At 41.1% G+C, this 22647-nt stretch carries 17 protein-coding genes; 3 read left to right on the forward strand and 14 right to left on the reverse strand.

Going from position 1 to position 22647, the window contains the following annotated elements; all coding sequences use genetic code 11:
- Positions 1 to 119 precede the first annotated feature (119 nt).
- Positions 120 to 701: a YsnF/AvaK domain-containing protein gene (locus tag IPZ60_RS00865; protein ID WP_194196007.1), complete on the forward strand. Its 582-nt coding sequence runs from the start codon at positions 120 to 122 to the stop codon at positions 699 to 701.
- A 222-nt stretch (positions 702 to 923) separates the two neighbouring features.
- Here IPZ60_RS00865 and IPZ60_RS00870 read toward each other — a convergent pair whose 3' ends face one another.
- Both IPZ60_RS00870 and secA read right to left on the reverse strand, forming a co-directional pair.
- A complete protein-coding gene (locus IPZ60_RS00870; protein ID WP_194196008.1) occupies positions 924 to 1193 on the reverse strand; it encodes a hypothetical protein in 270 nt (89 codons plus the stop codon).
- A 433-nt stretch (positions 1194 to 1626) separates the two neighbouring features.
- Complete coding sequence (secA, locus tag IPZ60_RS00875) at positions 1627 to 4434, reverse strand: preprotein translocase subunit SecA (RefSeq protein WP_194196009.1); 2808 nt, start codon at positions 4432 to 4434, stop codon at positions 1627 to 1629.
- Positions 4435 to 5022: 588 nt separating this feature from the next.
- Here secA and mutS point away from each other — a divergent pair.
- Positions 5023 to 8163, forward strand: a complete 3141-nt coding sequence (gene mutS, locus IPZ60_RS00880; protein ID WP_194196010.1) for a DNA mismatch repair protein MutS — start codon at positions 5023 to 5025, stop codon at positions 8161 to 8163.
- 92 nt (positions 8164 to 8255) lie between these two features.
- Complete coding sequence (gene fdxA / locus IPZ60_RS00885; RefSeq protein WP_110921842.1) at positions 8256 to 8579, forward strand: ferredoxin FdxA; 324 nt, start codon at positions 8256 to 8258, stop codon at positions 8577 to 8579.
- 115 nt (positions 8580 to 8694) lie between these two features.
- Here fdxA and IPZ60_RS00890 read toward each other — a convergent pair whose 3' ends face one another.
- The 12 genes from IPZ60_RS00890 to IPZ60_RS00945 all read right to left on the reverse strand — a co-directional run bounded on the left by IPZ60_RS00890 (position 8695) and on the right by IPZ60_RS00945 (position 22325).
- Complete coding sequence (locus tag IPZ60_RS00890; protein ID WP_194196011.1) at positions 8695 to 9204, reverse strand: pilin; 510 nt, start codon at positions 9202 to 9204, stop codon at positions 8695 to 8697.
- Between the two features lie 106 nt (positions 9205 to 9310).
- Positions 9311 to 10417 (reverse strand): serine hydrolase domain-containing protein, encoded by a 1107-nt coding sequence (locus IPZ60_RS00895; RefSeq protein ID WP_320108702.1) that lies wholly within the window; start codon positions 10415 to 10417, stop codon positions 9311 to 9313.
- Positions 10418 to 10611: 194 nt separating this feature from the next.
- Entirely contained in the window at positions 10612 to 11112 is a 501-nt protein-coding gene (locus tag IPZ60_RS00900; RefSeq protein ID WP_194196013.1) for a pilin, read from the reverse strand.
- A 619-nt stretch (positions 11113 to 11731) separates the two neighbouring features.
- On the reverse strand, positions 11732 to 12196 hold the full coding sequence (locus tag IPZ60_RS00905; protein ID WP_320108703.1) for a type IV pilin protein: 465 nt from the start codon (positions 12194 to 12196) through the stop codon (positions 11732 to 11734).
- On the reverse strand, positions 12196 to 12747 hold the full coding sequence (locus IPZ60_RS00910) for a type IV pilin protein (protein WP_194196014.1): 552 nt from the start codon (positions 12745 to 12747) through the stop codon (positions 12196 to 12198). The genes IPZ60_RS00905 and IPZ60_RS00910 overlap by 1 nt, the downstream gene beginning before the upstream one ends.
- A gap of 12 nt (positions 12748 to 12759) precedes the next feature.
- On the reverse strand, positions 12760 to 16650 hold the full coding sequence (locus IPZ60_RS00915) for a pilus assembly protein PilY (protein ID WP_194196015.1): 3891 nt from the start codon (positions 16648 to 16650) through the stop codon (positions 12760 to 12762).
- 41 nt (positions 16651 to 16691) lie between these two features.
- Positions 16692 to 17558 carry a pilus assembly protein PilX gene (locus tag IPZ60_RS00920; RefSeq protein ID WP_194196016.1) on the reverse strand — a complete coding sequence of 289 codons (867 nt, stop codon included), beginning with the start codon at positions 17556 to 17558 and terminating at the stop codon, positions 16692 to 16694.
- A 15-nt stretch (positions 17559 to 17573) separates the two neighbouring features.
- Positions 17574 to 18563 (reverse strand): PilW family protein, encoded by a 990-nt coding sequence (locus IPZ60_RS00925; protein ID WP_194196017.1) that lies wholly within the window; start codon positions 18561 to 18563, stop codon positions 17574 to 17576.
- Positions 18563 to 19129, reverse strand: coding sequence for a type IV pilus modification protein PilV (gene pilV / locus IPZ60_RS00930; protein ID WP_194196018.1), 567 nt, complete (start codon positions 19127 to 19129; stop codon positions 18563 to 18565). Before pilV ends, IPZ60_RS00925 begins: the two co-directional genes overlap by 1 nt.
- A complete protein-coding gene (locus IPZ60_RS00935; protein ID WP_320108704.1) occupies positions 19129 to 19635 on the reverse strand; it encodes a prepilin-type N-terminal cleavage/methylation domain-containing protein in 507 nt (168 codons plus the stop codon). The genes pilV and IPZ60_RS00935 overlap by 1 nt, the downstream gene beginning before the upstream one ends.
- A gap of 359 nt (positions 19636 to 19994) precedes the next feature.
- A complete protein-coding gene (locus tag IPZ60_RS00940) occupies positions 19995 to 20828 on the reverse strand; it encodes a ComF family protein (RefSeq protein ID WP_194196019.1) in 834 nt (277 codons plus the stop codon).
- A gap of 24 nt (positions 20829 to 20852) precedes the next feature.
- On the reverse strand, positions 20853 to 22325 hold the full coding sequence (locus IPZ60_RS00945) for a phospholipase A (RefSeq protein WP_194196020.1): 1473 nt from the start codon (positions 22323 to 22325) through the stop codon (positions 20853 to 20855).
- Positions 22326 to 22647 lie beyond the last annotated feature (322 nt).

Genomic DNA, 22647 nt, shown 5'->3' on the forward strand with positions numbered 1-22647 from the left:
CTTTTTTTGCTAATGAGTTTGATAAAGTTAGTGGTAACGTTAAATCAACCAAAATTCTTAATATTGACTCTTCATTAGCTGTATAACTATAAATACTGCCCAATTATAAGGAAATTATGATGACTACCAATAATAATGATGGATTTCAAAAAAATAGTGCTTATCCAGAGCAAGCCACATTATCTAATGAAGACCGCAACCAAAAAGATCTCATCAATGGAGAAAAAACTGGCTACTTAGAGCTGTTAGAAGAACGCCCTGTCATTAATAAAGAACGTCTAGATGTGGGCAAAGTAACCGTCACCAAGCATGCACGCACTAAAACCATTGATGTGCCTATTGAGCTCGTAGAAGAGTATATTACTATTCGTACTGAATACCATGATGCAGACAGTCAGGATCTATTATCTGGTGATTATGATAAGCAGGACATACTGCGTCATGTTGAGCCATCACTTGATAGCAAAGCCGTCGTCACTGTCAACGGTAAGCAAATTGAAATTGGTGATGAACCTATCGAAATAGTCTTATCTCGCCAAGTGGCCACTATTACCAAAGATACTTATGTTATCCAAGAAGTCGATATCAGCAAGACCATACATAAGCATGTCGATACTATTCAAGTAGCGCTTAAGCATGAAGAATTAGATGTGGCAGAAGAAGGGTTTTTAGAGCATGAGTCTGGTACGACTTATAAATAAATAAATACGTTCTGCGTGACTATCCAAAAATTAGAGATAAAAAAAGCAACGATAACGTTGCTTTTTTTGACTGCTATCGTCGATGCTCTTGATACAGCATGATGCATTTCTGGGATACATTTATTAAAAATTTTAGCGAACTTTATACACAGCAATTAGGGAAAACTTATACTAACAGCGCATCATAACAGTTATGATTGTCTTATTTTGCACTGATGATGTCTAGTTAACGTCGCTATCGCTATCTTCATCTACTAAAATTACGGTGCCCTCTTCGACTTCATCTACAGACGTATCTGATGTATCGATAATTATATTATTAGGTTCAGCAGGCTCGGCAGACATTGGTACTGTTTCTTCAGTATCAGCACCGTGCTCCATGTCGATATCTGTCTCTGACTGTTGCTGACAGGCACTGATGGACAGAGCGCCCGCAAGTAGCGCAGTCATCACTACTGAGCCACGCAACCGTTTTAATAACTCTACACTCATAACACACTCCCAAATAAACATGTTAAACACTATAGCCTTTCGATAAATCCACGCCTATGCCGAATTTGTAAGCAACCAATACAGCATAACTGAGAATTTTAACCGAGTCAGCCTTACTATCGAAAAATTATAGAATGATACTAGGGCATGTCCTCAATTCAAACGATAGTCATCTAACTGGGCTAAAAATGGCTAAATCTTGCCAAACAGCGTCAAATAGTTTGTCAATATCTCGATATTATCTACACTATTTTTCTCGTTTGACGGCGATTTATCACATTTTTATCTCCATTTCTGAAATGAGGACACGCCCTAGCAAATATGAAAAAACCCCTATCCGCTTTAGATAAGGGCCTTTCATAATACGCGACTAATACATCACTACTAATGCTCAAATACCCAGTTTCAATATATATTTATGGATAATTGAAGACTAGATTTTACCATGACATTGTTTGTACTTGAGGCCTGAACCACAAGGACAAAGTGCGTTACGACTGATGTTTGAGCCAGCATATGGATTTGGTTCACCATCAACATTGCCCGCTATAGCGCCACTTACACCAGCTGCTGCAACGCCGCCACCTAAAGCAGTACTTTGTGCTTGCGCCTGACCGGTGGCTCTATTTTCGTTACTATTTCCATTACTATCTAAGTTATCAACACCATCATGCTCGAACTGCATTTGCATATGAGCGGCATTTTCACGTTGCTGAATCTCTAGCGCTTCTAACTCTTCTTTGGTTGGAATATGTACACGTGATAAATCTTGTACGGTCTCAGACTTAATAGCACCAAGCATCATTTGGAATAACTCAAACGACTCACGCTTATATTCTTGCTCAGGGTTTTTCTGTGCATAACCACGTAGATGAATACCTTTACGTAGCTGATCCATCTGTGTCAAATGCTCTTTCCAATGCTTATCTAAACTCTGGAGCATAAAGTGGCGCTCAAGCTGAGCTGCGTCTTGTTCACCCATCTGATCACGGCGACCATGATAACGCTCTAATGCTGTTTGGACGATTTTTTCACGCAACCCTTCTTCATCTAAGCGGCGATCTTCATCAAGCCAATCATTAATCGGCATCGAGATTTTGAACTCGTCTTCTAGCTCATCCTCTAACCCATCGACATTCCATTGGTCATCGATAGATCCCGGTGGTATAAACTGATTAATCATCGCGTTGTAGACTTCACGATGCATCACTTCAAGAGCGTCGAGCAAATCCATCTCTGCCAATAAATCATCACGCTGACCATAGATGACTTTACGCTGCTCATTGGCAACATCATCATATTTCAGCAAGTTTTTACGGGCATCAAAATCGCGGCTTTCTACTTTACCTTGCGCGTTCTCAATCGATTTGGAGACCATTTTATGTTCGATGGCTTCGTCTTCTTTGAGACCCATCGCACGCATCATATTCACAACGCGATCGCCTGCGAAGATACGCATGAGATCATCTTCTAACGATAAGAAAAAGCGCGACATACCAGGGTCACCCTGACGACCAGCACGACCACGTAGCTGATTATCAATACGGCGTGACTCATGACGCTCAGAACCAATAATATGCAAGCCACCCGCTGCTACCACTTGGTCATGCTTGATTTGCCACTGAGCTTTTAGGCGCTGCATTTCTTCAGGACTGACAGAATCAATATCTTCAATAAACGACTGCCAGTTACCACCAAGGATAATATCGGTACCACGACCTGCCATATTGGTCGCGATGGTGACAGATTTTGGGCTACCTGCCTGTGCGATAATTTCAGCTTCACGCTCATGCTGCTTGGCATTCAAAACGTTATGCTTGACGTTTTCTTGATCCAATAAATAAGACAACTCTTCACTGGCTTCAATCGTCGCCGTACCAACCAATACTGGTGCACCTTTGGCTTGAATCTCTTTTATTTCGCGGATGATGCCTTTGTATTTCCCTAACTTGGTTAAGAAAATCTGGTCATCCATATCAATACGAGCAATCGGCTCATGCGTTGGAATAACGATGACATCTAGATCATATGTAGACTTAAATTCTGCCGCTTCGGTATCAGCCGTACCAGTCATGCCTGACAGCTTTTCATAAAGACGGAAGTAGTTCTGGAATGTGGTGGTCGCAAGCGTTTGGTTTTCTGCTTGAATTTCGGCGTTTTCTTTGGCTTCTACTGCTTGATGCAGACCTTCTGACCAGCGACGACCAGGCATCGTACGACCAGTATTTTCATCAACGATGACCACTTCGCCTTCATCAACGATGTAATGAACGTTTTTGACAAACACATGATGCGCACGAATAGCTGCCTGTACGTGAGCCAATAATGGCAAACGGCTTGGGCTATATAAGCTTTCATTTTCGCCAAGTTCACCGACTTCGATTAAGAAGCGCTCGATTTTTTCATAGCCTTTTTCACTAATCTCAATCTGACGGTTCTTTTCATCAATCCAGAAATCTTCTTCTTCGTTATTCTTATTGGCTTCTTCATCTTTTGAACGAATAAGGACCGGAATAATCGTATTAATCAGCGCATACATACGTGACGAATCTTCGGCTTGGCCTGAAATAATCAAAGGCGTACGTGCTTCATCAATTAAGATAGAGTCAATTTCATCGATAATACAGAAGTTTAGGGCGCGCTGTTTTTTCTCTTCTAACTTAAAGACCATGTTATCGCGTAGATAATCAAAACCATACTCGTTATTGGTACCATAAGTAATATCGGCTTGGTAAGCGGCAATTTTTTCTTGTGGCGGCTGCTGCGAATAAATGACGCCAACCGTCATCCCCAAAAATCCGAACAACGGACGGTTTAATTCAGCATCACGCGCAGCCAAGTAATCATTGACCGTGACCAGATGTACGCCTTTACCACTGATCGCATTTAGGTACATAGCCAAGGTACCCATCAAGGTTTTACCTTCACCGGTCTTCATCTCAGCGATTTTACCTTCGTGCAAGGTGATACCACCGATCAGCTGCACATCGTAGTGACGCATACCATTAACACGTAATGATGCTTCGCGGCAGACGGCAAAAGCTTCTGGCAATAGTGCATCTAAGCTCTCACCGTTTTGATGACGTGCTTTAAACTCTGCGGTTTTTTGCTGTAACTGCTCATCAGACAGGGCTTGTATTTCGGCCTCTCGTGCGTTGATTTTGCTGACCACTTTACGCATGCGTTTCAATTCACGCTCGTTTTTAGTGCCAACAACACTGCCTATAATCTTTGATAACATAATTTTTTGACCTATGGAAATATTCGATAATTAGTGCGCATTAGCCAACGCTTAGCTCGCTGCCTTGCCATTATCCGGCTAACTATAGTCAAAGTAGTCTAAAACAGCTACAAGGCAGCCGACTACAGATAGTACAAGTCGTACATCTAAGGAGGGTAACGCTGTAGCTATTTAGTAGTTCTTTGACTATACCACTCAATGAAGTATCGCCTAATGAAGTATTGCCCAATTAAGTGTGACGCCATTATATATGGTTATGGTGCTGATGGATACAAGGGCAACGAGTAGATATTTGCCAACATAAAAGCTCAGTAGGACGTGTTAAAATGATGCTTGCGCACTCAAATCTATTGAATTTATTAGGGTGTAATTCACCCGCTATGACCCATTGTAAACGAAGGTTTTTAGTACGATTCAACCAAAATCATAAGAACTCATTATCTAATACTTTTCTCATTTATTCTTTGATCTGATACCTAGATTTAATATTTAACCCTGCTTATCCAATGCCCATTTACTGAAAATCATCAATAAAAATTCATTTAATGTTTAAGCACCATTTGTATTTAAAACTATAAGAGACTCTGCATGACCGTTAAACCATCCGCTCAAAACTCTAATACCTCAAAACCTAACCCATCAATAGATGCCGCGTCAAAAAGAGTTAGCGCTCAAGATAGCTCTGAGCCATTAACTGCTGACCATCTAATGATAGGCGATAGCGTTTATAACTTGGCCGATCATACGCCGATGATGGTGCAATATCTAACCATGAAAGCTAACTATCCACAAGCGCTGCTGCTATACCGGATGGGTGATTTTTATGAGCTGTTTTTTGACGATGCCAAGCGCGCAGCACAAATATTAGATATCACGCTCACTCGTCGCGGTACGGATAAAGCAGGCAACACGATTGCCATGGCAGGTGTGCCGTTCCATGCTGCCGATAGCTATATGGCACGATTAATCGCTGCTGGGCAGACGGTTGTTGTCTGTGAGCAAATTGACGAATCAACCACGGGCAATGTTAGCAATAATGCCCCTGCGATGGGCGATAAGCAAAAGAAAGACAAAAGCAAATCTGCTGCTGGCGGTATCATGCGCCGTGAAGTGGTTAAGACTTTGACAGCAGGGACGATTACAGATGATGCATTAATCGCGCCAAACCATACGCCTACGGTCGTCGCCATTGATATTTCCATCCCTAGGGCGAATAGCAAACAGCCTCTACAAGCTGCTATTAGCCAAATGGACTTGGCCGCTGGGACTTTAACCACACAAACTCTCAGTGCAGATAACGATGATACTGCAGGTTTGCAAACTCAAATGCTGACGGTACTCGCACGCTTTGCTCCTAGTGAATGCATCATTAGTGAAGCACTCAGCGATAGTATTGGTGGCACTGATGCAGCGTGGATGCTGTGGTTACGTCAAAATCTTGACTGCCCCATTATAGAAGTCGCTGCCAATGACTTTCATCCTGAGCATGCCAGCTCGACCTTATGCCAGCAATTTGAGGTACAACGTCTCGATGGATTGGGTATTAGTGATGCACCACTGGCTCAATCTAGCTGTGCAGCGCTTATTCACTATGCGTGGCAAACGCAGCAACGCCACGTGCCACAAGTCAATCAACTCATCGTCGAATACAATGATGATTACTTAATTATCGATGCCAATAGCCAACAGAATCTTGAGCTGTTTACGCCTGTTAGCAGCAATGGAACTTCATTGATATCCGTATTAAATCACTGCCAGACTCCAATGGGTAGACGATTGCTAGCACAACAAATGAAGCGCCCACTCCGTCAACATGCGCGTATCAACTTACGCTTGGATGCAATAACCAATCTCTTAAATACAGAACATTCGCCAAATAACTCAGAGCAAACATTAGCAAATAACGAAACAGCGCATACACTAGTCACGAGCATACGCGAGACGCTACATGCCATCGGTGATGTTGAGCGAATCAGTAGTCGTATCGGTCTGATGAGCGCTAAGCCCCGCGACTTGCGTAAACTTGCCGAGGGTATCGCCAGTAGTGATCAACTGACTACCTTACTCAATGAATCAGGCATTAGCCATGAGCACGCTGGTCTATTGCCTATGCTTATGCAGCAATTGCCAGCTCAGTTACCTGCCATACAATTCGTAGCCGAGCTGATTGAGCGAGCCATTGTTATAGAACCACCTGCTCATATTCGTGATGGTGGCATGCTTGCTACTGGCTATGATGAAGAGTTTGATCGCCTGACCCATTTACATGACAATATCCAAGTTACTTTGGATGAAATGGTAGAGCGCGCCCGTCAGGATAGTCAACTACCGAGTCTAAAAGTTGGCTTTAATAAAGTCAGTGGCTTTTATTTTGAATTGCCCAAAATGCAGGCGAAGAATGCACCGGCACATTTTATCCGTCGGCAAACGCTCAAAAGCAGCGAGCGTTTTATCACGGATGAATTAAAAGAAGTCGAGACAGAATATCTAAGCGCACAAACATTGGCATTAACTCGGGAAAAACAGTTGTATCAAGAACTATTAACCGTCTTGAGCAGTCATTTAGCTGACCTACAACAGCTTAGCGCCGCCATCGCGCAGATAGATGTGCTATGTAATTGGACACAGCTCGCGTTAAATTATAACTGGCAGCGTCCAGTGATGAGTAACGATTCAGAACACACTATAAATACTAGCAATCAGACCAGTATCAATATCAGACAAGGACGCCATGTCGTCGTTGAAGCAGCATTACAGCCAACGAATACCGTTACTCAAAGTAAGGCGAAACACACTACCCAGTTCGTTGCCAATGATTGTATTCTTGGTCAAACAGTAGGCAGCAATGAAAACGCTGAGCGGCTATTAATGATTACTGGCCCTAATATGGGTGGCAAATCTACTTATATGCGCCAAACCGCACTGATAGTCCTACTCGCTCATTGCGGTAGCTTTGTACCAGCAGCGAGTGCTCATATCGGTGATATCGATCGTATCTTTACACGTATCGGTTCAGCCGATGATTTGGCAGGTGGCAAGTCGACCTTCATGGTGGAGATGATTGAGACGGCTAACATCCTCAATCAAGCAACGGATAAGTCGTTGGTATTAATGGATGAAGTGGGACGCGGTACGGCCACCACAGATGGACTCGCCATCGCCCATGCTTGTGTCAATCGATTGGTAGAAATTGGCTGCCTGACACTCTTTGCCACTCATTACTTTGAGCTAACACAGTTGGCGCAAAATAATGAGAAAGATCAAGCTAGCATACGCAATGTGCACGTTGCGGCCAGTGAGATCGATGGACAGTTGCTACTACTGCATCAAATCCGCGAAGGCGCTGCAAGCTCTAGCTTTGGACTACATGTAGCAAAAATGGCTGGCATCCCCACTCAAGTGCTGAATGACGCTAAAAGCTACTTATTAGATAACTTAACGGCAGATAATGTAAAGTTAGATAATCTAAAAGCAGAAAAAGAACGACCTATTGATGATAAAAATGACTTAGCTAAGTCAGTAAAGGATAAACGTGAACAGGTTTATGATATTGAAACAGACAAGGCAATCATAAGTATTGATGGTAAAAATCCAAGCATAGATATTATTCCACAACAAAATCAGTTATTTAGCTTGCAAGATGAACTGCACGCCATTGATCCTGATAGCCTAACCCCCAAGCAAGCTCATGATTTGCTATATTATCTAAAGAAAATCATTAGTCATTAAAGGGAATTGTCAATTAGGCGTAAAGGCGTTAAAATACGCTTTATTTTAATCTATTCTATTTAGCCCTAAGCCAATAACAGGTAGACATCACTATGACCTTTGTCGTTACAGATAACTGCATCCTTTGCAAATACACCGACTGTGTAGAAGTCTGTCCTGTGGACTGCTTTTATGAAGGTCCAAACTTCCTCGTCATCGATCCTGATGAGTGCATCGACTGCGCGCTATGCGAGCCAGAATGTCCTGCCAACGCCATCTTTTCAGAAGATGAAGTGCCAAAAAGCCAAGAGATGTTTACCCAGCTCAATGAAGAGTTGGCGCAAAAGTGGCCGAATATCACTGAGATGAAAGATCAGTTGCCAGAAGCGGCAAAGTGGGATGGTGTGGAAGGTAAGATTCAGTATTTAGAGAAATAGAATAACTCTTTAAGACAGCTTCATCTGTCTTGAGGCAATAAAAAACCACCTAATAGCGATATGCTGTTAGGTGGTTTTTTGTTACATGATGAATAACAACTCTTGATCAAAAAAACTATAAGTTAGCATTATAGCTACAAGAATTGGGTAAATATAACGCTTCAATATTACTGCTACAGCTCCAAGAACCATTACTAGTGCGTAGCCACTCAATGTCTTTACCTGCCAATTTCGGGTTGACTTGGTCGGATACAATGGCAGTAATGCTAGTCGTTACGGTCAGTGGGTTCGTTATCTGTGCCACGCCCATATTACTGGGCAATATAACGCCCACTTGTGAGCCACCTACTATTAGGTTAGATGCTGATGCTCGTGGATCGCATTCTTTTTCATCTAGCCCAATCACTATTGCCCCCGTTTGCAAGCACTCTTCTACAGTGAGACGCAAATATCCTAACTCGTTGATAACTCTACTCGCCTGTGTTTTACCTACATAAATTTGATACTGAGGTATTGCAATGGCTGCTAATACACCAATAATAGCCACAACAATCATCAGCTCAATAAGTGTAAACCCACTTTGAGTCGAAGAGTGACGATTTTGGGTGGTTTTAGACGTAGTCATAATAGTTATATCACTTTATTTGGGTTACCCCCAATAGTGCACGACGTATGCCATTAATATATAGCTCTTTTTCTAAATAAAGCTACGGTCTTTCTGGCCTTAGATTTTAGCGATTCAAATGCTCATATATCTTTATTTTAACATTATTATCCACTCTATTATTTGGCGTGCCATTACTCAGTAATGCCACCACACTACCGCTCTCATCTATCGCAACTAAGGTTGATAGCCCTAATAAACTACCATCACGATAATATACAGCTGCAGACTGAGGATTAGGCTTATAAGAGAGCATCGCATAGCCATAACATTCTTCTGCTATCTGACTGCTATCGCATGACACATCCGCATTTAATGATGTGATATTAGGCGCAGGCCTACGTGCCATAGTACGCACTTGTTCAGCAAGGTCGACTGCATTACCCGATAGTCCTGCCGCTGATGCCAGCGCATCATAATCAAAAGCTGTATAGATATCAGCGTAGCCTGTCAATCCTGTCTCAACATAATTATAAGTGACTTCATCAGCCAGCGGCTTATCAGATATAAACTGCAATGTGCTGTCAGCAAAATTATACTGCTGAGCGATAACGTCAGTATAAGGTTGATCATTTAGTCGACTAATCACTTCACCCAATAAACAATAGCCTAAATTAGAATAGCTGGTTTTGCGGCCAGGCTCAAAGCCAAGCTCAATATCATTCAGACCATCTAGATGATTGGGGCAAATATCCTTGCCGATACCAAACATATCCTGACCAAACATACTATAACGATCGAAACCAGCTCTATGTAGCAATAACTGACGGATAGTAATATCGTTGATACGCGTATCTTTTGGTGAATCAATCTCGGTGATGATTGTGTGCAATTTAGTGTCTAGCGATAGCTTTCCATTCTTTATAAGTGATAACACTGCGTCTGACGTCCATAGCTTAGTTATGCTAGCATAACGAAAGCGCGTCTGCTCTGTGACGCTATCTGATAGTAGCGGATACTGACCGATATAGCCATTTTCGCAGTGATATAAATTATCTCTTGAATCAATATAGGCAATCTGATTGGCGGGAGCATTATTATGGCGGGTTTGATACTTTAACATATCAGCCAGCCATGCAGGACTACCATCACTACAGTTGATATTGGCGACAGACAGTTCGGCTCTTATTGGGTAGGTCTTTAGCCATAGCTGACTACGAGCGGATGTATTCACATAATAATAGACGATCAGAGTAACGATGGCCAATATAAATAAAAGCTTGAAAATATATACAGCATAAAATTGCTTTTTATTTATATTATTAAGTATCATGACTAAACCATTTTAATTTGTGTTAAATTTTTTACAAAAAAATAAGCTAAGATTTCTCTTAGCTTATCTTTATTGCTAGTTACTAAATACTTAGATTAAGATACAGTTGTTACGTTAGTACCAGTACAACCTGTTGGAAGATATTTTGCTTTATCAGTACCTAGGTCAGTATTACAAGTCCAAGTACCATTAACATCACGTTGCCATGCAAGCTTTTGAGTTTTCAAGTTAGCGGCAGCATTTTGACCAAAAGTCGCAACGATAGAGGCTGTACCTGTAGATGTAATATTTACTTCAGGTAAACCTGAAGCAGCAACACCACCAATAGCAGCGCCTTGAATGTTAGAGGCAGTCATGCCTAGATCTTCTAAGCCACATACGGTAGCAGAGGCAGTAGCACCTGTCTGTTTACCGGCTAATGCACAGTTTTCAACAGAAGTCTTAATAGATGAAGTTTCGCCCATTACACGTGATACTTGTGACTTAGCAATGTAATTCTGGTACTGAGGGATAGCGATAGCAGCTAGGATACCGATAATAGCAACAACGATCATTAGTTCGATTAAGGTAAAACCTTTTTGGATATTAGCGTTCATAGTATGTCCTTTAGAGTAAGGTGATAACAAATCGACTGATGTGCTGTTTGGCATTATCATTTGTTATCTATTATAAATAATGGTTTGCTAGTTTAAGTGAGTAATTCACTCGTCTAACTGTATTGTTATTAATGCTGCAGGTAACATGCCAACTTTTTAGTTGATGCTGAATTTTTATTGAATAAACCTCATTAGTCATATCTACTATGTTTGTTCTACTGGCGCTTATCTATGTAGATATCGCTTACCCATATCTCATAAAGGCTTGGCTGATAGTATATTAACCAATGTTGATAAAGGGCTTTGGTTAGTATTTATTCTGTCTACAAGGATAAGAGGAATCACTCATACACTGACGATATTTACCTATATGGCCTAATGACAATTTTTGTCTACTTTCTATTGTTACAGTTAAATTGCTGAAAATTGTCAGTTTAAGTGACATTTAAGTGTATCAGGTAAATTAGCATGACACTTTTTGTCAGACGGTAAATTTCTTCTCATACATAGCCTAATAAAAAAGCCACTCTAGATAGAAGATATATCTAGAGTGGCTTTTTACCATGTTTTGAACACATTTAATCTATATCAGATAAAAACATACAAGCTATCAATTTACTTATTCGTTCCAGCTACTGTCTGTGCCACATTTTGCATCTAAACCAATCACACGACATCTGATACCCTGATTATTTAAACTAAGACTGCCATCGTTAGCCATCTGAGTATTGACTTTTGGAGTAGCATTGATTGACCATTGGGCTGTTAAAGGATCCGGGTTGATAGTAACATCGTATAGCGCGGTGCCTTGTCTAGGATATTCGATAGCAAAGTCTGTACGGATATCAGCACTAATGGCATTGTAACTGCCTTGAGCCAGTTTACGACTCTCAATCTCTGAGGCGATATTTTGCATTTCACTCATCATATCAGTGCGTTTTGTTTTGAGAACATATTGCTGGTAGCTTGGATAAGCAATCGCAGCTAGTACACCAATGATAGCAACAACTATCATCAGCTCGATCAAAGTAAAGCCTCGCTGCTGTATCAAAGAGTACTTAGATGTTTTATTAACTACAGACATTACCAGCTCTCCTCTCCAGTACCACAGTCGGTCGATGCGCTAGTAACCGTTCTATCTGTACTTTTGCACTGTACGCCTGTACTCGTAGTCATAATAATTTGAGCGTTTGAGTTTTCAAATGCTGCATTTGGCTCTGCTAACATACGCCATGAATTACCTGCGGTAGAGTAGGCAGTACTCGTAGGTGCCAAACTATTTCCTGTACTACCATCTACGAGGGTAATCCGATAATCAAAGTCTAGATTATCACTGCCTTCTGGGACATATACTATTGTATTAGTAACTGTATCATCATAGCCATGACTGATCGACCCGTCACTTGCCAATTTCCTTGGTTGAAAGCCTTTGTAGGTCAGTGCAGTAGCACGCCAACGGTTTAGCTCTATCTCTAACTGCTGCATACGTGCTTGAGCTTGCGATTCAGCATTCCTCACGACATACTGTCGGTAGGATGGAATTGCGATCGATGCTAAGATAGCCACTATTACAATGACTATCATAAGCTCAATAAGAGTAAATCCTGACTGGTATTTTGAAGTTCTTATATTCATGCGATTACCCTATTAATCTACTTCGTACCACGTTTTTGGCTGTAGAGTGAAGCGATCATTGAAGATGTTCTCACCAGCTGTTCCATCACCAGTAACTTGGTCAGCGACTGTCAGACTTTGGCTTTCATCAATAGGGCTATCACCACCTTTACTCGAATCAGTACCAAAATCAACTCTATCTTGGGTACGTTCAGTCAGTGTTTGCGTACCAATAAGTAAACGCTGATTAGACAATGTTGAACTACGAGGGCCTAGTGTTAGCTCTTGGATACCCTGGCCTGCTCTAGCAAATCCTCCCGTACCGTTATTAGATGTCGCATCTGTACAAATACCATAAGGTAAGCAGTACAGCTGTCTTTCTGAGCCACCAACGATTTGTGCTGTACAAGAATCTGTCGTTCCATAACTCATGTCTGGATTATATACGGTGGTATATAGGAAGTTACTGATGACTTCTGACTTACCTATGCCTTTGGTATATCTAACGTTGTTATAACCATCAAAACGGTTGAGTGGATAATACCAACCTTGGCTTGCACCTGTTCTCATAGTGTTGATCGCTGCATTTTTCTGATTCAGGGTATAACCATCAGTTGGCTGAGTACCGAGAGCTGATGGCAAAGCAGATAACTGAGCGTCACTCAAGTCAACTACATCCTGATTACCACTGGTCGTCGCAAAATCGCTTGCATAAAAGATGTTGTCCGCTTTGGTCACATCATCATCAATGATGCCATATAGTCTGTCAGATTTAGTATTATCACGTATTTTAGATAAAGGTGAGCTGCGATCACCTGAGATAGCATTCACTAAAGCAAATAATGTGTTGGTCACCGAGTTACGATAAAAGCTCACAACAGGGCGTTCATAAAAACGATAGTTATATTTTGTATTAGTCCCTGTATATGCACTTTTCAGTACACGGGTAACTCTCGTATTAGTGAACGAGCTCTCAGGCGATGCTGTCCCCGATGTAACTGGTTTTACAGCACCTGCATTGGTAAAGTCTGCACGAAATATTTGTCCACCCAAATCTGCAAAATAGATATGATCCATAAAGCCGTCATTATCACGGTCTAGGGTAGTAACACCAGCGACGATACTGTTTTTCATACTACTAACTGTTCTTGATGCAGTACTGTCGTTAGAAGCAGACCATATCAATGCTCCTGTATTGGCATTAATGATATAAACCGCATTACCTTTGGCTGAAGATTTATTCGAACAAGTACCTAGTGCTGTATCGATGACGCCAACCTGAAAACCTTCGTTTTCGTAACACGTATCATAGCCACCACCAAACACCAACACATCCGTACCAGTATCAGTCTCGCTAGTTTTTATTTTTGCTTCAGTCGGTTTTGACCATATCTGTCCCATTCTACTAAAACCTGTCGTCGCTGGAGTAATAGAAAACAGCATACTAGGGTTGTCTGGATCGTGAATATCAATACCATAAAAAGCCTCACCACCTAAGCGTAGGCCACCATAAGCAAAGGCACCTTTATTGCCAGTAGTATCAATATCAACTCTTAAGTTAGGAAAATCATATTGATAATCAGTAGTAACCAACCATGGCGCATCAATACCGAAATTTGGTGTACCTATATCAGTTTTAGTAGCATCTTTAACGAGACCAGCTGACTTAATTGAATCTTTTAGTATTTCTCTTGGGATAATAACGAATCTCTCTCTGCCACCATCCCCTGTTGCACTATAATCGTCAGCATTTACTAAGTGCAATCCACCTTCAGTAGAACCAAATAACACATAATCATCACGTTGGTCTGTTACTTTGCCATCAGCATCTAAAGTGGCAGAATAAGATACCGAAGCTGGTGTTGAGTGTATTGTTGCACCAACAACTTTGATCGGTACTGAAGCGTTAGCAGTCGTCAATGTCATGTTTTTGACAAGCGTCGCTGTACTAGGAAGAGTATCAAATCCTAAAAAGTTAAGTAACTTTCTTAAAGTATCTTCAGAATAAGTTGCTGAATCATTAAATGTAGTACTAGATAAAAGAACATTATCTAAAGTGACTTTGCCTGCACTGTTTACACCGAATTTTCTCAATACCGTAGCATCAGCATCAGTAGTATTCACAGTAGTGCTACTCAGATCTTCTACGTACAGTGATCTGACTGTAGAGACGCCTGTAGTTGGTGTATTGAGTCGTGCATAAAACCCACCAGATTCCACACTGCTATTAGCATTAGAGTAATCTCTATCTGACCATAGATCTTGTGTGTCAGGATCTAACTCTCCTGCTACATTTTCGAACAGCTTTCTGTTATTTTGACCATATAGCGTACCTTCATTTAAGCTATATTTTTTCATGTTGCCATTCCAGATCACTGAGTTTTCAGCGACCTTAGGCTGTAATGTTGGATAATATGCAACCGCAAGCTGGCTATCAGCACGATATGGATCATCAGGGATAATGATAGTACCTGATGAAGTAGAAGGTAAATTTTGGTTTAAGTCACTAACGAAAGTGATAATACTATTGACAATGTCATCTGTAGACTGTGCTGAGAAGAAACCACCCTCGCCGAAGCCACCTACACCAGGCAACTCATTATGAGATTTTTCACCCCAGTTACAAGCATTCTTTGCATCAATATCTGTAATATTTGCACAGTTGTAAAAGTCACGATTGGCTGTTACACCAGTTTTTGGATTGGTATAAGATAGATTTCTAATAACTCGGTTCGCTATCGGTTTTGCTGCATCTGTCGTTTTATCAATATCAAACACTGAGCCAAAACCAACAACTGCAGTATAAATATCTCTATCCGTACCTAAAGGATTGATCGTCGGATCGCGTAGAGCTCTAGCAAATGCGCCAACTGCCGGCATACCATTGTTAGACTCACTACCACTAGGTAGTGAATCTGACGGTATTGAAAGATTACTAATGTTCAACACTTTACTCATTACTGTTTCAGGATATGGTGCGCCATTAGGATTACCATCTGTGAGGAAGTATATCCCTCGCCCATCGCAACTAGAAGGAGATGACAGTGGACTAATATAGTTGCTGCTAGTTTTAGAAGTAGTAACAGAATCATCAAAACCACTATAAATGCCACCACCACTAGTATATAGGGTATTAGTACCTAACATGTAGGCACCGGCTTCTGCATAAGCATTTGCGGTTGGGGTACCCCCAGCTCCTACTAAGCCTGCTATCGAGGTCTTAATCAGAGTCCGCTGTGCATCGTTTACTAATGCTGCAGGTACCAGTACCTTGCCACTTCTACCGTCAGCACCTGTATAGTTGTTAAACTGGTCACTTTGTGCAGAGAACTGACCAATGCCAATAGAAACCTTGCTTGAATCTAGCTTACTACTATCCATTAAAGCAAAAATAGCATCTTTAAGACGTGTCAGGCGATCATAGTACTTACTACTTCGAGAATAATATGTATTACTCCCTTGGGTTGTAACTACATATCCGCTAACCGATGGAGCTGTTATTTGAGTCTTACAAGAACTTGTACTTGTACTACCTAAACCATTATCATCTCCGCAACGATACCAACGGTCTTTATTATCTTTCTTATAAAAGTATGTGGTTGCAGTCTCACAATAGTTTCTTGAGTATGACGGTATAGTACTAGAAGTTTCTGACCCTCTGCTAGAAGAAGAAACACCAGAAGGTAAATCACATGCGGAAACGAAAAGTTGGGAATTCATACTACCTGATGTATCTAGCATCATGGTAATGGTAGTCTTACCACCTTCAGCTGCTTTATAAATCTCTAAATCACCGATTTTTTTTCCGGCTACATCTGCCTGTGACACAGGCATCGCCATCATCGATGCCATAATAACGACTAAATACTTTAAGGGTAACTCAAGTTTCTCAGAATCAGGTAGTACGTTGCCAAGTCGTTTCATGACTTTTATCCTTGTATATATTAGAGCCAATAATTGATGTGCTAAGGTGTCACCGAGAGAACACACTGAGTATCCAGTGATCCTGATCCTGTACCAAATGGAATACATAAGGTAGCAGAAGAAACGTTCTGAACATCCGCTTGCTCATATAGCATTTTGCTTGGTGTCGTAGCCGCTAGCATGCAGTCATTTAGTGAGTTTTTTCCTGACGCTACATTAGCGCTAATGCTTGTTTTTGCAAAACAAGAACCCTCTGTATCTACAGGCTCACTATAAGATGGCAAAGCGGAAGTAACTCGAATATCAAACTGATGTTTTTCACTTGTTTTATCCTCAACTTCTTTGCCAAGAACCATATGTGCAAATGCTTCTGCATCATCAGCAGTAGGAGTTGTTGTTACGCTTACTTGCGTAACAACAGTTTGTCTTGCGCTAGTATATCCATCTGCACTTGAATAATCGCATATGCCATTATTCAAACTACTCCAGTAACCACCAGCAGCTTGTCTCACTGTTGCATTTGCCGTCAGATATTTTTTCGTACGAGGATTAAAGCAGTAGATAAACTCATTTTCTGAATTTTCTTCATTCAATAAGAAATGACCAAATACTCCTGATACACTAGTTACAGATTTATAAGCAGTAGATGTTGTGCTACCATTAACCATCGCTTCTAGTTTTTGGTTAGCACTATCAGATGACTGTAATAAAATAGTATTAATCTGATCACTGGTCGCAATCTTAAGATCTGTATTACTTTGTCTAACCGCTATAGCCCCTGCCAACATTATAAGAACCAGAAATAGTAGAACCACTACCAGCGTTGCACCTTGCTCAGTACTTCGATATGTCAAACTGATATCGACATTTTTTGCTTTCAAATTTGATGGATAGTGGTAATGAATCATTTTTGGTCTCTCTACTCAGGGTGATAAGCTAGTACTGACATTTACTACACGTGCATTACGTAGTAAAGTCGTAGCCTCATAAGTCGAACGTACTTGCTTCGTACGATTAGCATCTGTCTTTAGCTTGTTGTCTTGACCTAATAAGATAAATTCATCTTGGTCAGCACTCCCTAATACAGCCGTGCTTCCATGTACGATAATGCCTACCTTAAGAGCTGTTATTGCTGGCTTATCTGTCGTGATAGCTAGATATGCGCTGCTTGGTAGATACATCACCTGTCCGGCATTAGCGCCACTAACTTCTTGTATACCTAATAAAACTTTAAACTGATCGGCATTAACGATGAACTCCTGACCTGCTTGACCGAACTGACGTGAATCTGTTCCTGCCATCGAATCATCTATGCCGCCAGATTGATTAACACGTCCTGCATCACAGGCTAGGACTAAGTCTCTAATAACTCCCGTACTGCTCGCACCTGTCGCTTGACGTAAGAAATAACGTTCTACTACAATGTCATTCACCGCAACATCTGATCCTTCACAGTCACTCAAGGTATTGCCTGTAATATTAGTATATTGAATGGTTAGTTGATCACTGCCTACAGTAGTGTTTGAAACTCCAGTCCAACCATTAGTACCACTAGCGCTATCACCAGCTCGTCTCGTCAAATAACCAGTATCGCTATAAGTCGCTGCTGTAATACCAAGATTAGCACCTGTTAATACAATGCCACCGTTTACAGTAGTACTATCAATCTGAGTAGAGGGGTTGCCAAGATTCGCTAGTCGCATGTGTTTTTCTAGCTGCTGTAGCCCAAATACACTTGCATCCTGTAACTCGCTGCCACTCGCTTGGATACTACTGGTTTTTACATTAATTATATAAACTTGAATAACAGCAGCAGATACTATTAGACCAAGAACTAAGGAGATCATTAGCTCTATTAAAGTAAAACCTGCCTGATTGTAATGGCTATATTCACGGTTATGAGAAGATATCATCAGTAAGCCTCCATAATAAAGCACTCTGCACCATTCTTATAAGTACCATTTGCGTTGGCGCATGCATCTTCTGCAGTATTATCTAACGCAACGGTTGTGTCTCCCCAACTAGCTACAAAACACTGACGTTCTTGGTTGCCCGATGTATCTGGACAACCGCCTGGAACCATACCAACATTAATATCATTTTGGTCTGCATAAGATTTCATCAACAGTCCATCACGCGTTGCAAGCTGGTCAATAGTACAACTGTCTGCTGCTACGGGCACAGTATCTGTATTTTTTATGCAGCTGTCCTTAGTTATGCTAACACCGTCAATACTTATCGAATCCGAAGAACTATTTATGGCAGTTTTAAAAGCACTAATACCACTTGGATTAAGGCGCATTGTCTCTGCACCTCCTCTCATAATAGTCAAAGAGCGTGTGCGCATTAGGCTTTCATCTGTTGCTTTTATCGCTGACATTTGCATGGCACTAAATCCTAAAACAGCCACAGCTAGTAACAGTAATGACACCATCACTTCTATTAGTCCTACGCCTGCTTGCGTGCTTTTAGTATTCATCAACAGTTCCCAGCATTCATAGTATTAACATTAGCAATTGTAGTGAGTTCTACTTGTTTAGGTGTCTCATTATCAGACCCGCTATCACAGATCGTATATAGGACTGTCGCGCTATTATCTATTGTCTTATTTGGTTTGAAAACGATATTGGTTACAGTAGACGGTGTAATCGTCTGAGTTACCGTACTCCTGTCACTGATATCGTAGCTAGAGATATCGACATTATTAGCTTGCAGTGTAATCGTCTGAGGGCTAACAGTGTCATCATATATAACCGTTATATCTTGACGGCGGATAATACTTTCGACCTTAGCTTCTTTCAATGCAGTAAGTAGTGTCGAAGTAGTAGACTTCACACGCTGATTAGCAAACTGAGTATTCATACTAGGCACGGCAATACTAACAATAATGACAAGCACAGCAATCGTTACCAACAGCTCAATCAGAGTAAATCCGGAGCTGTTCATTCGTAAACTGATTGGTAGACTATTTGTAGATGCGTTCACATCAAATCCCTATTTATAACGGCCGTTGTCTGTCTGATGGCGATGCTAAGCTTCGCTGAAAACGTTAATCATAGACTCGTATTTTTATATCGTTTTCGCCAAACTTTTTATGTTCATAGAACATAGAACCTGCAATTTTTATTCCATAATTCTTGGTTGCTACTTAATAAGGAAGTAGTAACGGATGCGTCAACAGTACAAGCTGTCTAGGACTCGTCATTTTGTTATATGGCTTAATTTAGTAGCAAGAGAAATATTTTGTTAATAGCCAACAAATTACTATATACAGTTTTCACAATATAGCGCTAAGGTAACAAATTAGCAACATATTAGTATATTTCTAGTAGTGAAAATAGCTGTTAAGGTTGACTTCCATGTGCTAAAGCATAGGCAGACAGTAGGTAGTTGTTATGACTTTGGTTATCTAACGTGGTTGCTTTTGGTACAGACAGTACACGTCCTAACGCTTGTAAGCTGGCGCCTGTGGTCGCAACATCATCGAATAGTAATAAGCGTTTGACGGGTGGATTTTCTATCAATATAAAGGCATTGTCTAAATTACTTAAGCGCTCAGCACGCGTCAGTCCTTGCTGACTAATAGTATCGTCAACTCTCATGACGCCTTGCCACAATGGTATCCGCCAATGCTTGGACAGTTGTGCCGATAAAATACTTACTGGATCGAAACCACGTTTTACTAATCGTTGATCGGTCGTTGGCATGGCGACAATCACGCTATTACCCTGATGACAACCACGCGGCCGTGGTAACTGACGTATGGCATGCAGCAGTATTGGCAGTTTGGTTATATCTTCGTGATGTTTAAAGGCTCTAATAGCTTGACGAATCGGATAGTCATAATAGGTGGCGGCCTTAACAGATAGTGAGGTGTCAGCAGAAATATCAACCTCAAAAGGCTTAGGCAACCACGCTATACTATGATGACAGTGAGCACACAGTAGCCCTCTATTTAAGAGACGATAAGCCTGTTTCATCAACTTGGCAGAGAGAGATTTATCATTTGAAGATCTAAATACTGTATTGGTATTTAGGGCATCATTACTATTTAGCCTTGATTGGCTTTGTAACAGTTGAGACGATGGTGAACTACGATAAACACGGCATAACTGGCAACGTATATCTAAATACTCTGCCAGCCATAGCCCAGTTTGGTAAGGCGCTAATCGCCGCATAAATTACCGTAAGTAGACAAGCTATTAAAAACCGCGCCAGTCATTCAGCACAATACCGAAACCGATAGAGGTGTTTTCATGATTGTAGTCTATGATAGACTCACCATAACCTTGGAAAAGCTGCACATAACCATTAACGTTTTCTGACAATGGATAAATATAATCTATTTGAGCCGCGCCTTTATTGGTGCCTGGATTATAGCGAAGGGTTCCGCTCAAGCTTTGTTGATCAGGCAGATCATATAAGAACTTGATATCACCATAGCCCATATAGTCTTCAATATCTGGGTTGTCATCCGTACTACTACTCTCGTTATTTACTCGAGCCCATAAGCGCGGTACGATCGATAGCTTGCCCCACTCTGCGCCTGCCATCAGGTAAGCACGGTTCCATGAACGTGATAAAGGATCATCTTGTCCATTAGAATGGTGAATGGCACCAGCACCCAACATACGCAGACGCCCGCCAAATGGTAGATTGGCGGCGACAGGTTGAGTCAGGAATATTTCGGGCTGATAGTCAGTCGCACGGAATGGACGTGAGTTATCTTCGTTATAGACCTGCCAATGCGACTCTTGTGTATAACCAAACCATAAATCAGCATTGCTATCGAATAAATCTTCTGCAACTTTAGATTTCAAAGATATCTGGAACTTTAGCTCAGATTCCCTTACATCATTAGAAGTGAAAGACTCTGTGTTCCGCGTTGGTGTGCTTGGGTTTAAATTAGGATCAAAAGTATAAAATAGCGGTAATAGATAAGTCGGTCGATACGGTCTTACGGTCCAAGTCCCGCGCTCACTATTTTTATCTAAATCATAAGATAAGCTCAGTGGTGTATATCTTTCGATATCAGTCTGCGTGACACCTATATTTGATAAAATCTGTGCCTCACTATTAGTGTCATCTTCTGTTTCTACGCTGTTGTTTTTCTCCAAGTTGCTTTTTGCGAGTCGTTGATTGCTCACTAAAATAGTATCTGCATCTTCAACCGTCGTACCACTCATAGCCGTTTCATCCTCAGCAAATACCACTTGTGGATTGCCTGAAATCGTACTTTGAAAGGTTTTTGCCAAATCTACAGGCTGTTTGGTCGTGGTGTAGCTCGGTGTTTTACCTTGGTCAGCCACTTTATCGAAACAGGCCAAACGTGCGGCACTGTTCTGCACTTGAGTACAATCAAAAAACAACTTCGCCTGCTCAGCAATAAACTCTTTGCTCACTACTTTGCGATTTTGTTCAGCCGTATCTGATTTTGTTGACTGCTCATCTATACCTTGTGGTATTTCAGAATCTTCATATTCAAATGCTATCTCTGGTATTGGCAACTCATTATAATTTTGCGTATTGTCGGCAGCATGCACCTGCACTGTCAAGCAAGTTAACGCTATTCCGATAGCAATATTCAGATGATGTTTCTCTGTTTGAAGTAAGATATTTTTTCTCGCTTTGGTAAGAGGCATAGATGGGCGCTGTGCAGTGATATGGGGAAACATAAGTATCCTTTGTCTCACTGGCATCATCGCCAGCAAGTATATGAAGTAATGAATATGACCATTAGCGTCATCGCTAAAATAGAACAAGACCAATGATATTCAGGTATAAAAGTCCAAAAATCTCATTGGAAATGCGTCTTTAGCATTGTTGCTTTATTGTAATGAAAATATGGATATTATACTAGCGTTATCGCTTCATAATACAAATGTAGATATGAATAAAAGATGTTAAACCAAGTGCTTAGTCTCACTATGATAGACAATTCTTAAGCACATTAAAAAAGCCAATATACTATCACCATAGTATATTGGCTCTTTCGGA

The sequence above is a fragment of the Psychrobacter sp. NG25 genome, from assembly GCF_015234355.1.
Classification (GTDB): Bacteria; Pseudomonadota; Gammaproteobacteria; order Pseudomonadales; family Moraxellaceae; genus Psychrobacter.